The 14,347-nt window shown below is 44.7% G+C and carries 11 protein-coding genes; all 11 read right to left on the bottom strand.

All coding sequences use genetic code 11. The features are described 5' to 3' along the window. Window positions 1–776, bottom strand: a 776-nt coding sequence (gene sucD / locus MUP17_04895; protein MCJ7458308.1) for a succinate--CoA ligase subunit alpha, incomplete at its 3' end; no start/stop codon positions are given. Between the two features lie 202 nt (window positions 777–978). Beyond that, window positions 979–1,971 carry a D-2-hydroxyacid dehydrogenase gene (locus MUP17_04890; protein MCJ7458307.1) on the bottom strand — a complete coding sequence of 331 codons (993 nt, stop codon included), beginning with the start codon at window positions 1,969–1,971 and terminating at the stop codon, window positions 979–981. A gap of 717 nt (window positions 1,972–2,688) precedes the next feature. Then, on the bottom strand, window positions 2,689–3,876 hold the full coding sequence (gene sucC / locus MUP17_04885) for an ADP-forming succinate--CoA ligase subunit beta (protein MCJ7458306.1): 1,188 nt from the start codon (window positions 3,874–3,876) through the stop codon (window positions 2,689–2,691). Between the two features lie 216 nt (window positions 3,877–4,092). Further along, on the bottom strand, window positions 4,093–5,439 hold the full coding sequence (locus MUP17_04880) for an acetyl ornithine aminotransferase family protein (protein ID MCJ7458305.1): 1,347 nt from the start codon (window positions 5,437–5,439) through the stop codon (window positions 4,093–4,095). Between the two features lie 760 nt (window positions 5,440–6,199). Further along, complete coding sequence (locus tag MUP17_04875) at window positions 6,200–6,799, bottom strand: porin family protein (protein MCJ7458304.1); 600 nt, start codon at window positions 6,797–6,799, stop codon at window positions 6,200–6,202. A gap of 354 nt (window positions 6,800–7,153) precedes the next feature. Beyond that, the gene (gene pgeF / locus MUP17_04870; GenBank protein ID MCJ7458303.1) at window positions 7,154–7,927 is read right to left on the bottom strand and encodes a peptidoglycan editing factor PgeF; all 774 of its coding nucleotides are present in this window, start codon (window positions 7,925–7,927) and stop codon (window positions 7,154–7,156) included. Continuing rightward, a complete protein-coding gene (locus tag MUP17_04865) occupies window positions 7,924–10,077 on the bottom strand; it encodes a bifunctional (p)ppGpp synthetase/guanosine-3',5'-bis(diphosphate) 3'-pyrophosphohydrolase (protein MCJ7458302.1) in 2,154 nt (717 codons plus the stop codon). The genes pgeF and MUP17_04865 overlap by 4 nt, the downstream gene beginning before the upstream one ends. Continuing rightward, window positions 10,074–11,132, bottom strand: coding sequence for a glycosyltransferase family 9 protein (locus tag MUP17_04860; GenBank protein MCJ7458301.1), 1,059 nt, complete (start codon window positions 11,130–11,132; stop codon window positions 10,074–10,076). Before MUP17_04860 ends, MUP17_04865 begins: the two co-directional genes overlap by 4 nt. 116 nt (window positions 11,133–11,248) lie before the next feature. After that, window positions 11,249–12,004 carry a glycosyltransferase family 2 protein gene (locus MUP17_04855; GenBank protein MCJ7458300.1) on the bottom strand — a complete coding sequence of 252 codons (756 nt, stop codon included), beginning with the start codon at window positions 12,002–12,004 and terminating at the stop codon, window positions 11,249–11,251. A 3-nt stretch (window positions 12,005–12,007) separates the two neighbouring features. Beyond that, a complete protein-coding gene (locus tag MUP17_04850; GenBank protein MCJ7458299.1) occupies window positions 12,008–13,141 on the bottom strand; it encodes a glycosyltransferase family 4 protein in 1,134 nt (377 codons plus the stop codon). Window positions 13,142–13,340: 199 nt separating this feature from the next. Next, window positions 13,341–14,347, bottom strand: a 1,007-nt coding sequence (locus MUP17_04845) for a glycosyltransferase family 9 protein (GenBank protein MCJ7458298.1), incomplete at its 5' end; no start/stop codon positions are given.

Genomic DNA, 14,347 nt, shown 5'->3' with positions numbered 1-14,347 from the left:
TGAGCTGTACCCATCTCACCTTCCACTATTGCTCCAGCATGTCCCATCCTTTTGCCTGGAGGTGCGAAAAGACCACCGACCATAGCAATGACCGGCTTTTTCATCTTATTTATTGTCTCTTTAGCTTTCTCCTCATATACGCCGCCAATTTCCCCGACCAGAACGACAGCTTTAGTCCTTTCATCCTTTTCAAATAGCCAGAGGATTTCGTCAAAAGTCGTTCCTAAGACCGGATCACCGCCCAAACCAATGCAGGTAGTCTCTCCGTAGCCTGTTCGGGTTAAAGTATCAGCCACATAATAGGTCAGAGAACCAGAGCGGGAAACTGTTCCAATTCTTCCCGGAGAAAAGGCGATATCCGGCATTATGCCTAAATTAGCCTCGCCTGGCGTGATTATCCCGGCAGTGTTTCCACCGATGACTAAAGAGCCGCGTTTTAAGGCTTCTTTTCTTATCTGCATCATATCGAAGATTGGGATATGTTCTGGAATAACCACTACAAGTTTGATTCCTGCATAGATTGCCTCCACGCAAGCCTCCAGAACAAACTGGGCTGGCAGGAAGATAACCGAGGTATCAGCCTGATGATTTTTCACGCATTCTTCCACCATATCGTAAACCGGAAGCCCAAAGACCTTCTCCCCACCTTTCCCAGGAGAAGTCCCAGCCACGATTTTAGTTCCATACTTAAGCATCCTTTCAGTATGAAACCTGCCAGCACCGCCGGTAATCCCTTGAACTATCACTTTACTGTTTTTGTCAACTAATATTGCCATTTTTACCTTTGAACTTTTTTAATCGAGGTCTGAAGACCTCCGCTACATTTCCTCAGGCGACCCTGAAAGGGTCGCACTACGTTCATGGTCAGACAAGAATGTCTGACCTTCCATGCGTGCACGTCTACGTTTGCCATTGTTCATCTTTGAGATGTCGATCATTATCACAGGTAGGGGCACGTTGTAACGTGCCCCTACAATATCAATAACCTAATCTTTTATCAACTAAATTAATCATCTTCATACCCCTCAAATATCTTTTTAAATTCTCTTTAAAAATCTCTGCGACTTTTTGGAAGTAATCCACCATGGTTCCAGCCACGTGCGGAGTTATTATCACATTCTCTAAATCATACAATCTGCTGTTCGGGTTTAAAGGTTCCTCCTCGAAAACATCCAGACCTGCTCCGGCAATCCTTTGGTTTTCCACGGCATCAACGAAAGCTTTCTCAGCAATAATCTTCCCTCTGGAAGTATTGATAAGATAAGCTGAATTTTTCATTTGAGCTAATTCTTTTTCACCGATTAAATGGAACGTCTCATCAGTCAAAGGAAGAGTCAGAGCCACAAAATCGGATAGGCTCAAAAGTTCTGGCAGTTTTTCTTTTGAAAAAATCTTATTTACATATCTTATTCTTTCCCCTTTTTTGAGCCTGTTTTTCATTCCGATGATCTGCATACCCAAGCATTTACCCTTCTTTGCCAGCTCCAATCCAATCCCGCCCAGGCCGATTATGCCTAAAGTCTTTCCCTTTAACTCAAATCTTTGCTTCATCACCTCATTAAAAGCCCAATTCTTCTGCACTTGTCTGAGGGTGCTCAGATGAATCCCTTTAGCGAAACACATAATCATTCCCAGGATATGCTCTGAAATCGTATGGCTATGCATACCTTTGCATGCAGTGATTATTACTTTGCTCTTCAGAAGTTCGGGAAAAACCGATTCATCCACACCTGCAACTGCTAAGTGGATCCATTTAAGATTTTTGGCAATCTGAAAATTCTCTGGAGTAATCGAAAAGGAGACCAGTATGTCAACTTGAGGAAGTAATTCCTTAAGATGTTCTTTATTCTGAGAGCGGAATAACTCAACTCTATTCATTAGTTTAGGCGATGAAGACAGAACCTCAGAAAAGGCCTGGTAATCCTTTTCCCTTTCAGATAAAGCCACAACTACTTTGAGTTTCTTTAGCATATTATTTTATGGAGTGCATCCAAATGGATGCCTGCTCTCTGTTGGTCTCCAGACCAACAGAGAACCAAGTTTGGTAGCAGAAGGCCTCAAGGTCTTGAGACTTTAGCCTTCCATTTTTTATTACCTCATCTCAATCTATGGAGGTCTAAAGACCTCCGCTACATTTTGGCTACGATCTTTTAACATTCTGGGTAGAACAGACGTTCTTGTCTGTTCGTACCTTACGGTCAGACAGGAATGTCTGACCTACCTTACTGTGCCCATTGGGTCCCCTGACCCAACGGTGTTCCGCCCCGTCCGACAGAAACGTCGGACGCTACGATCTTCCCAACCCCTGGAGGTCTGAAGACCTCCGCTACATTCTTCCTTGCGACCCTAAAGGGTCGCACTACGAAACCCCTCGTCGGGCGTAAAGCCCGACGCCACGTCTCACTTGCGGGCGGGGACCCCGCAGGTGCGGGATTTCGCTAAGCTCAACAATCCCCACCCCTACGGAATCTATATGCTTGTCATGCTGAGCGCAGCGAAGCATCTGCAGTCCTCTGCAAGATAGATTCTTCGTCTCTACGAGACGTAAGGCTTTTAACGGCCTGCGGACTCAGAATGACAGTCAAGTCACTTAGTTGTTCTTTCTTATTGTGTCCGTCGGGTCCCCTGACCCGACGGAAATTCAGACAACCCTCTCCCTTACCCTCTCCCTTTGAGGGAGAGGGAATTTCAAACCTTCTTTGACAGATCTACAGCTCTTTTAGCAATCTCCTCTATTGGGGTTTCAATCCCGTGAATTTCGATATTTTTAAAAATCTCCGGACTCTCCTTTTTTGCCTGCTCGAATATCTCCAGACCTTCTTTCCACATGTTTCCGGTCATTCTTAAGACCATTGGCTTGGAAAGGCCGTGCTCTTTTAAAAAGATGATTACACCTTTGGCGAAATCATCACACCGGGAAATTCCACCGAATCTTGCTCCGAAGATAGCTTTGACCTGAGGATTCTCATCTAAAAAGATCAACATCTTGGCTAACCTTTCAGGAGTAGGACCTCCGCCTGAATCCATAAAATTGGCTGGCTTCCCGCCGAAATAGTGAATGAAATCATTCCCCATAATCCCGAAACCTGCACCACCAGGAAACATCCCTATGTTCCCATCCAAATCTAAATAAGGGATTTCCCATTCCCTTGCTTTCTTCTCCCTTTCGGTCATCTCCCCTTCTTCGTGCCGTTTCTCAATACCCATCTCGGAAAGCTCTTTATGCCGGAATAAAGCATCGTCATCCACGCTCATTCGCGCATCGCAGGCGATATATTTTCCGTCTTTAGTCAAAATCAGAGGATTAATCTCCACCAACTTGGCATCATAGCTTTTGAAAACTTTGAACAGAGTGGAGATAATATTCCCCACATTCCTGATCTGGTCTCCTTTTACACCCAGCCATTTAGCTAATCCTTGAGCTTGAAAATTATAAAGTCTCTCATCAATATCCAGATTAAGCTTTTTAACCTTTTCTGGAGAATTCTTTGCCACTTCCTCGATCTCCATCCCGCCTTCTGTGCAGACGATGATGACCAGCTTATAATTCACCCTGTCGATAGTCACGCCAAGATAAAGTTCTTTGTCAAGCTCGACTTTCTCTTCTGCCAGAACCATCTCAACCGGAAACCCTTTGATCTTCAAAGAGAGAAGCTCGGATACCTCCCTTTCAGCTTCTGAAGGATTTTGAGCGAACTTAATCCCGCCAGCCTTTCCTCTTCCTCCTGAAAGTATTTGAGCCTTGAGGACCACAGGTTTGCCTAATTTTTCAGCAAAAGCTTTTGCCTCCTCAGGAGATCTGACTAATTCTCCCTGTGGAATTGGAATCCCGGCTTTAGAGAAAAGTTTTTTTGCTTCGAATTCGTATAATCTCACACCATGCTCCGGTTCTCAATTTGACTGTGGGCGGAGTCAAGCTCCACCCTACTGATCTTTGGACCTTTGTCATGCTGAGCGAAGCGAAGCATCTAAAGCTCAAGTGAATACAGATTCTTCGTCTCTACGAGCCGTAAGGCTTTTAACGGCCTACGGACTCAGAATGACAAACACGCGATTTCGGGCGGACATAAAGTCCGCCCCTACATGCTTTTCTTATTTTTTCTTTCTTCCGGCGATATTTTTAACCACCTTATCGAAAATCTTCAGGGCCTTGTCTGCGATCTCCTCGTCGATAATCAGAGGTGGAATAAACCTGACACCGTTCGGCCCGCAGGTCAAAAGCATCAGACCGTTTCTGAAGCATTGCTGCTCAACCTCGTTGGAATACTCAGCCGCAGGCTTCTTGCTCTTCTTATCCTTAACAAACTCTATGCCGATCATCAGACCTTTACCCCGCACGTCACCTATTATGTCATAATCTTCCCACATTCTCTTCAGGCGAGGCATAATATATTTCCCCATCTTCTCGGCATTTTTCATCAGACCCCTTTCCAACAGCTCGATGGTTTTGAGTGCTGCGGCACAGGCTATCGGGTTACCTCCAAAGGTGGTAGAATGAGCACCTGGCACCCAGGACATCAGTTTCTTCGGCGCGATGCAGGCTCCAATAGGCATACCTGAGGCTAAAGCTTTGGCTACGGTGATAATATCCGGCACAACACCCCAGTGTTCGATGGCAAACATCCTGCCGGTCCTTCCCATTCCCGACTGAACCTCATCCACAACGTAATAGATGCCATATTTCTCTGCGACTTTTTTGAGCATCGGATGGAATTCTTTGGGCGGAACGATATACCCGCCTTCTCCCTGAATCGCTTCCACGAATATGGCTGCCACATCCTCTGCTGGAGCAACTTTCTGCAGGATGACCTCATCGATGAACTTGACGCAGGCAATGTCGCAACTGCCATATTCCAAATTAAATGGACAGCGGTAACAATAGGCATAAGGAACGTGAGTGACTTCAGGCAGCATCGGTGCAAAATATTTTCTCTGGGTGATTTTACTGCAGGTCAAAGCCAAAGAGCCCATGGTTCTGCCGTGAAAGGCTCCGATAAAGGCAATCATCCTGGGCTTTCTTTTATTATACCGGGCTAATTTCAAGGCGCACTCAACCGCCTCAGTGCCTGAATTACCGAAGAAAACTCTTTTCTCTTCAGCTCCAGGCGTGATCTTCCCTAATTTCTCTGCCAGCTTTCCGACCAGTGGATGATAGAAATCTGCGCTGGCAATATGAATCGCTTTTTCAGCCTGCTTTTTGATGACTGCTACTATCTCCGGATGGCAGTTGCCAGTGGAGCAGACCCCGATTCCAGCGTGAAAATCGATGTATGAATTTCCATCCGAATCGAAAATATAAGCACCTTTGGCATGATCGATCACTGCCGGGTAAGCTCTAGTATAAGACTGGGAAACAAATTTTTCATCCTTACTTATGAGCTTTTTGCTCTTTGGACCCGGGAGTTTTGTGCCTATGTGAGGTAATTTTTTATTGACCATTTTATTTCCTTTCAATAGACAATCTAAAAATCATGATTTTTGTAACGTCAGGGTTTATCCCTGACGTTATCATTGCGTTCAGACGGACGCTACGCCGATTTCTTTCAAATGAACTTTGAAGTTTAAACCCTCTCTCTATAGAAAAGGGAAGAATTAAGCAAATCTTAGGTCATCCCCTTAAGGTAGATGCGATGAAGTGTTTCTCTTAAAGGCTTTATTATTTTCATTCTGGTCATATGGAGACCTTGTTAAAATTTTCACTTAATTTAATCACCAACCTCTTGAAAGTCAACCGTTTTTTGGATTTTCACGGTAGGGGCAGAACATCGTTCTGCCCTCATAGCTCTTGTTGTTCAAAAAACAGAGACGCATGCGATGCGTCTCTACATCCCTCTCCTTCCTAAGGAGAGGGTTAGGGAGAGGTTCTCCTGGTAGGTCAGACATTCTTGTGGCTACGTGGCTACGGGCGTACGCCACAGGCTTTGCCTCTGATCACAATGAACAGACAAGATGTCTGTTCCACCAATGAAAAAGCCCCCGTGCGGGGGCTTTCCTTTTTCTTCCATTGTCCCGAATCAGGCGACCCTGTCCTACCCTACGGGGGCTTGCTCCGGATCCAATAATAGGAAAAGGGTCGCACTACGAAAAGGTCTTGGTTCATTCGGGAATTGTCGTCAAGACCCGTTCCGGGGAATTCCCGAATGCTAATGTGGTGCGGTCCGCCGCAGGCGGATAATTCCCGCACCAACGAAAAACTATGCTAAAATCCTAATGTCACTCCGCCTAAGATAGTCGTGTAATGAGTCGCTTTGGTGTCGAACTTCTCCTGTTTGGTCATTATATGGGTATACCTGCCCTCAGCGAAGAACTCGATTGGTAGAGCCGGCAATTTAAGAGAGACTCCTGCTACTCCATGATAACCCAATCTATTCTCATCTACTGGTACATCTATACTGCTGCCTGAACTCAGGGAAAAAGAATAGACCAGCCAGTGCCAACCCAGTCCTGCCCCGATGTAAGGCTTGATCACCGGCATATTGAATTTATATTTTGCTGTTACATTCAGAGAAAAATCCCTTAAGGTGAGATCACCTGAAGAGCTACCGTAGGTAAAACTCTTTTTCTTCCAGGCCATCTCAGCCGAGCCTTCTAAATCGATTACGGGCAGAAATCCTAAAACCACGTGTCCGCCGAACATTGGCATTTGTTTTAAATCCAGACTGAAAGTGAAATTATCCAGTCCGGGATTAGTGTAGTTACTGACAAACCCACCCCTCACTCCTATTCCCACACCGGTAACCGCGTAAGCCGGCGAAGATAAAACCACCAGCACACCGAGCAGAATCAAAACCTTTTTCATCTTTCCTCCTTTATTTGGTTTCGCACCCTATTATTTAATATTATCGGTAATTCAAAAAGCAATTCTTAATCTTTTTTTTCTGGTGCTTGCCAGGTCCCCCGACCTGGCAAGTCAAAAACTTTTCCGTCAGGTCAGGGGACCTGCCGGTCACCCTAATAGGCTCCGCCACATCAGAAAATCTCACTAATACATCAAGGGGAAATACATCCCCAATCAAGATTGGGGATGCCACCCTTCGAGGAGCGTTCAATAAACGTCATTCTGAGCCCTACGGGCGAAGAATCTGCTTTTTTGTAGCCTTAGAGATGCTTCGTCCCCTACGGGGGACTCAGCATGACAGTTTCCTTACTGGCTTTAACCAGGTTTCCCCATTACTTTGCCGATGAAAGCGATCATCCTGCCAGCTTTCTCCTTCTCCCTTCTATAAGATTGATACCTCTTGTCTCCGCAAAAAGTACATTCTCCGGAAACGAAAATATTTTCTTCTTTCACTCCTGATTTCAGAAATTTATCTTTGACGAAGTCAGCAAGGTATAAATAATTCTCTGTTCCTCTTTTGTCAATATATTTTTCATCGAACAGAACCGTCAGGTCACCAGATACTTTGTAACAGCATTTACCGATTGAAGGCCCGAAAACTAAACACAGGTCAGAAGGTTTTGCTTTAAAAATCTCTTTAGCTTCACTGATTACTTCTTCAGTTATCCCTAAGACAGCCCCTCTCCAGCCGATATGGGCCAACCCCAGAATCTTAGTTTCGGGATCAACCAGAAAAACCGGCAGGCAGTCAGCCACCTGGAGTATGAGAAAAAGATTATCCTGATCAGTCAGCAGGGCATCCCCTTCTATGCTTTTGACTTTTTCCTCTAATTTTTCCTTAAAGCTTAAAACCTTAGCCTGATGAACCTGTTTCGGGATCACGACTCTGAATTTTTCTTCAGGGATACCTGAGGCAATGGAGATCAGCTCTGGAATATCTGAAGAATTAATCCCGGTTCCATCCTTTTTCCCCAGGATAAAACCATGTCTGACAAATCCGAACTTTTCCAAAGGAGAAAACTTCAGATATTTCAACTCCTTTTTTTCTTCAATTATTATATTTTCTTTTAATTCCGAAATCGACTTCATCCGGTTTTCCCTTCCTCTATTTCCAATCCTTTAGCTCTCTCCACCTCGATTACCCCTTTTACTCTTTTTATCCTCTTGATTGCCCGGTTCAGGTGCCTTAAATTCTTGACCTCTATGATGAAATTGCCGATTGTGGCTGCCTGTCCCGGTTTAATCTCTGCCCCGCGCACGTTGGTATCAGCATCTGCTATGGCTTCAGTGATATCCTTCAATATGTTTTTTCTATCCTCCACCAATATCGCTAACCTCACGATGAAGGACTGGTCCTTATCCACGTCCCACTCCACTTCTACCTTCCTGTCGCTTTCCACCATCATCTGCAGAGCGTTCAGACAGTCTGCCCGGTGAACTGAAACCCCTCTGCCCCGGGTGATGAAACCTATTATCCTCTCGCCCGGTACGGGCTGACAGCACTGGGCAAACCTGAACAGGAGACTACCCAAACCCTGGATTCTGATGCCGCTTCTTCCCCTGGCTTTATCTACGAATTTCTGAATCAAACCCTCTTTCAAAGGCTGAACTGGCACCTCTGGCAGGATCTCTGACAAGACCTGCTTCATCGAAAGGCTTCCGCTTCCCAGGGCTGAAAGGAGCGCCTCAGAAGAGGATAAGTTTAACCTCATAGCCAAATCAGTAAGCTCATGCTCGCTCATCAGCTTGAGATTATGCTTTTTAAACTCCTTTCCCAGAAGCTCCTTTCCCAAATTCAGACTTTCCTCATACTCTTTTTGCTTGAGAAAGTGCCGGATCTTACTTCGGGCTTTGGTGGTTTTGACGATCTTCAGCCAGTCCGGAGTCGGGACCTGGTGAGAAGAGGTGATTATTTCCACCCGGTCTCCACTTGCCAGAACCGTGCTCAAAGGGACCATCTTATCGTTTACTCGTGCTCCAGTACAGTGGCTTCCCACGTCTGTGTGAACTGCATAGGCAAAATCAAGCGGGGTAGAGCCTTTGGGCAACTGTTTTAACTCCCCTCTCGGCGTGAAAACGAAAACGTCGTCCTGAAACAGGTCTATCTTCAGATACTCTAAGAACTCTGACGGAGAAGAAAGTTCTCTTTGCCACTCTAAAACCTCTCTCAGCCAGATCATCTGCTTGTCCGATTCGTCTAACTCTTTTCTGCCTTCTTTGTAAAGCCAGTGAGCTGCAATACCGTATTCAGCCGTGTGGTGCATCTGATGGGTCCTGATCTGGATTTCGACCATTCTCCCTCTTGGACCGATGATTGTGGTGTGCAGGGACTGATACATATTCCTTTTGGGAGTAGCGATATAATCCCGAAATCTTTCAGCCATTGGAGTCCACAGGCTGTGAATTATGCCTAATGCCTGGTAACATTCGCCTACTGTGTCCACGATCACCCGGATAGCGAAAAGGTCAAAGATCTCCTCCAGAGGTTTATCCCGGTCTTGGAGCTTGTGATGGATACTGGCTAAATGTTTAGCCCGACCGGTGATCTCCGCTTTTATCGCATTATTCTCCAGCTCAGCTTTTAAAGGCTTGGCCACCTCCTCGATATATTCTTCCCTCTCCTCTCTTTTCTCGTTTATCTTCTTCTGAAGATCAGCATATGCTTCCGGCTCTAAAAATCTGAAAGAGAGATCCTCCAGCTCCGTTTTTATCATTGCCATACCAAAGCGGTGAGCTAAAGGTGCATAGACTTCTTTAGTTTCCTGAGCAATCCTTAACTGTCTTTCACCGGGCAGAGCCCCCAGGGTGCGCATATTATGCAACCTGTCTGCTAACTTTATGATTATCACCCGGATATCCTTAGCCATAGAGAGAAGCATCTTGCGGTAATATTCTGCCTGTTCTTCTTCTGCGCTTTCGAAATGCAGTTCTCCGATTTTAGTCACCCCATCCACTAACCTGGCGATCTCTTCGCCGAACTCCTGCTTTATGGTCTCAAGGGTTATGTCTGTTTCCTCCAGAACATCGTGGATCATGCCGGCGGCAATTGTAGCTGTATCCAGGTGCTGCTCTGCTAAGATGAAAGCCACTTCCAGACAGTGCTGGATATATGGATCGCCCGATTCCCGGAACTGGCCCTGGTGAGCCTGGTTGGAAAATTCGTAGGCTTTGCGCAGAAGAGCAACATTCACATTGGCGTTAAAGGATTCGATTCTTATAACGAATTCAGCTAAATTCATCCATTCACCTTTAAGCTTTTCTCTCTGAGAACTTTTTTGACTCTTAAGACTATCTCATCCGGGTCTATTTTCTCCATACAATTGAATTGTGGACACTTTTGAAATTCACATTTGAGACAGGTATAGACCGGAGGCATTATCACTTCATTCTCCTCTCCATAAGGTCCCCACCTTTTGGGACTGGCAACTTGAAGCGGAGAGAATAGCGCCACCACTGGTGTGCCCACTGCCGTTGCTATATGCATCGGTCCGGTGCTGTTAGAGATCAGAAGGTCTGCTCCTTTCAGAAGGGAGCAGATCTGTCTCAGTTCAGTCTTACCAGTTAAATCAAACGGCTGGTGTTTCATCCAGCTTTTCATTTTTTCTGATTGCATCAATTCCTTTTTATTCCCGGTCAGGATTATCTTTGCAGAAAGTTCCTCTATAAGTTTATCGGCTAAGATGGCGAATTTTTCCAAGGGGTAATTCAAAGATGAGCCTCCGCTTCCCGGATGTATCACGATCTTGATATCGTCTCTTTTGATATTCAGATCATCGTAAATCTGGCGAGAGTAATTCTCCTCCTCTGGTGACAGATATATCTTTGGCAGAATTTTTTCGAAGGAAACCCCAAGAGGAGCAAGCATATCCAGGTTATATTCTAATTCATGCTTCTTAATAGTTTTACGATGCTGATATATTTTATAGTTGAAAAGGAATTGATAAGCGCGATAGCCAGTCCCTATCCTTACCTTGATTCCGGAGAAGAAAAGCAAAAAAGCCAGCCTCAAAGTCGGACGCAGCAGAACTACCACGTCGAATTTCCCTTCTCTTAGTATTTTTATCGATTTTAAAAGCCCTTTGAACCCTGTATTATCATCTGTTATCACTTCATCCACCCAGGGATTATTCTGCAGAAGGTCTTTGGTATAGGGAGAGACCAGCATCACAACACGGGACTTAGGATAGTTTCTCTTCAGCACTTCCGCAACTGGTGTGGATAAAATCAAATCACCGATCCGGTCTGTGCGGACGATCAGGAATTTCTCTGTGCCGGCTAGGTTTAGTTTTTTCATAGTAAACGACGATTCCATCTATGAAATCACATCGTAAGTTATCGATATGTAGGGGCACGGTCCCGCCTTTGGCGGGATGCCCCTACGATGGGTCAAGCGCCCCTGAAAGGGTCGCACTACGAATAAAGAGATTTCCCTAAATGCCACAACTTGGCATACTTGACAAACACATGAAAGGATGAGAAACTCGCCAGAAGAAATCCCTGCCAGCCATCCAGGAATCCAGATTTGAACAGATACATTTTGAAGAAGATCGCCATCGGTCTGAAAAGCAAATCAAAAAGAGTGAGGCTCTTCCCTTCTACCAGAAGTTTCTTTGCGCTTAAGGTAGTGTATTTATCCATTTTTAAGAGATAGTGAGAGATGTCCGGATCAGTAAAGTGTCTAATCTCATTTCTCAGAAAACCCGCTTTCCCATCTAAAATCAATTTCTCGTGCACTAACGACTCGTCAAATCTGGCTTTGTCTTTTTTGAAAAGTCTTAAGACGTAGTCCGGGTACCATCCGCTATGTTTAATCCATCTGCCCAGAAAATTGGAAAGGCGTGGAATATAATACCCGTCTAAAGAATCATTTTTATTCATTATGCTTTTGATTTCTTCTTTTAATTTTACCGAAACCACCTCATCCGCATCAATCGACAAAACCCAGTCGTAAGAAGCACTTTGCCTGGCATACTCCTTTTGCTTTCCAAAACCCTGCCATTCCACATTGTAGATTTTATCAGTAAAAGATGAAGCAATTTCCTTGGTCCTGTCCTGGCTGAAAGAATCCACCACCACTATTTCATCTGCCCAGCTCAAGCCTTCCAGGCACCTCTGAATATTTTTCTCCTCGTTGTGAGTGATAACAACTGCTGATACCTTGGGCATAAGTCAATTCCCCTTAAAGAACCTGAAATAGAACTCTTCGGTTTTACTGACAAAAGTATCCAGTGAAAATTCATTCTCAACTAAATCCCTTGAAGCTCTACCAAATTTTTCTCTTTTATCCTTGTCCTCGAGTAACTGCAGCATAGCCTCTGCCATACCTCGGCTATCCTCCGGTCGTACGATAAATCCGTTTATGCCGTTCTTTACTACTTCGGGAATGGCGTTAATTTCCGTACCCACGACCGGTTTTCCTAAAGCCATATATTCCAAAGCCACTCTGGCTATGGTTTCGGAACCGGTTGAAGCAACTACGGCAATATCCATAAGAGAGATTATTTTCCGCGGAGTCTCCACCCTCCCAATAAAAATAAACTTGTCCTGAATCCTCATTTCCTTAACCCATTCTTTTAACCTATATGACTTGACCTGGGCATCCTCTCCCGCGATTAAAAACTTGACATGCTGGAAACTTTTCAGCACCTCAGCCGCGGCCTGAATAAAATATCTATGCCCTTTAACCGGAGAGAGCCTTCCCAAGATTCCCACCACTAACTCACCATCTGAAATTCCAAGGCTTTTTCCAAGCTCTAAATCCTTTTCCAGAGGAGAAAAGTAATTGAGATCTATCCCTAACGGAATATTGATCAATCTACTCTTGTCCAAAGGGAATTTCTCTGCATAACTCCGGTAAAGAGTTTCCGCAGTGGTGATGATTCCATCAGTCCATTTCAGGTTTAGCCACCGGTTGAACAGATCGTTTTTCGGTTTTCTCTGATCCCCACGAGTTCGTATCAGAATAAATCGTTTTTTAAATAATTTTCCGCCCAGGCTGGCATAAAGCTGGCCAGCACCCTGATGGGCATTTACCAGGTCAATTTTGTTCTGCTCGATGATATCCTTCAATCTTTTGATGTTATAGAAAAACCTGCCTGGATTTTGATAGCTCAAATACAAATCGGGAAAAACCTCCAAGCCCATCTGGTGAGCCAACTGCAGGGGAGGAGAATTCCTGTCCCCTGCCAGAATCACCCGATGACCTCTTTTCTGCAAACCAGAAGAAAGAGCTACCGCATAATGAGCGCAGGCATTATACCAGCGAAAGTTCACCAGTTGCAGAATGTTGAGAGTTCTTTTCATCCTCTTTTGAGTCCGAATGGTTGATGCCTCGTACTGGAGTATAAAGCTTTAGCTTTTCTTAATGGTAAACCTGAAGGTTTACACTCCAGTTTCTTTCGTAGCATAAGGATTCATCCCCGACGTTCTTTTTGTAACGAAAGGCTTCAGCCTTCCATCACACCTTCAAAAACAGATGGAAACCTGAAGGTTTCCGCTACATTCAGTTCCCTCTCCTTTTCAAGGAGAGGGATAGGGTGAGGTTATCTTTCAATTCACTCAAAGAATTTAGAAACTCTTTGATTTTTGTTTTCACTTCTTCCACCGAATAATCCAGGCACTCCAGACTTTCGCATCTGTGTTTTTCATTTTCGCAGTTCGGACAATCGACTTCCTTTTTGACATAGCTATGCCTGAGAGGATCAGGGAAAGTCCAGCTTAAAGGACTATTGGGACCATAAATGGTAAAAGTTGGTTTCCCCACTGCTGTGGCGATATGCTTGGTTCCATTATCATTTCCTATGTGCAGGTCACATCTTTCCAAAACCGCTCCTAACTCTAAAAGGGTGGGCGTGGGTGGAGAGATAATTGGTTTACTTCTCATTTTAGATAATACATCCTGAACGATTTTTTCTTCTCCGGGTCCCCAGGCCAAAATTATCTTAGCTGCAAACTCCTGAATAAGCCAGTCGCAGATTTGCGCATACCTGTCCAGGGAATAAAAGTTGAATTTTCTTCGACTGGTTGGAGAAACCGATATTGTCAGATTTTCATTATTCAGATTTTCTTTTTGAAAAAAATGCTCTGCAAAGCTCCTGGCCTCATCTGACAGGAAAAAATCCAGCTTACAGTCATCCGATTCAATTCCCAGAGGCTTGAGAGCTCTCAGACGAGATAAAGCCGCATATTCTGAGGAATTACCGCGCGGGATTAAAAGATTGTACAGAAGTCCTCGATAGCGCAGGTCGTATCCCAGACGATGCCTGGCTCCGGACAAGAAAGTGAGGTAGGCGCTACGTGGATTCCCGAAAAAATCTATGGCTAAATCGAAATTCTCCTTTCTGAGCTTTCTAATCGTCTTTAGCAGATAAAAAAAATTACCGTACTTCTTTCTATCCAGGATTATCCTCTCATTCAGATACGGATTAAACCTCAAAATCGGCTCGGATTCTATCTCAGTCAAAAACGAAATGAAGCTTTCCGGAAACCTTTTTCTCAGAGCCCTGATAG

The sequence above is a fragment of the Candidatus Zixiibacteriota bacterium genome, from assembly GCA_022865345.1.
Classification (GTDB): Bacteria; Zixibacteria; MSB-5A5; order MSB-5A5; family RBG-16-43-9; genus RBG-16-43-9.
Note: the sequence above shows the minus strand (reverse complement) of the source record. Positions and strands in the feature narration are given on the sequence as shown.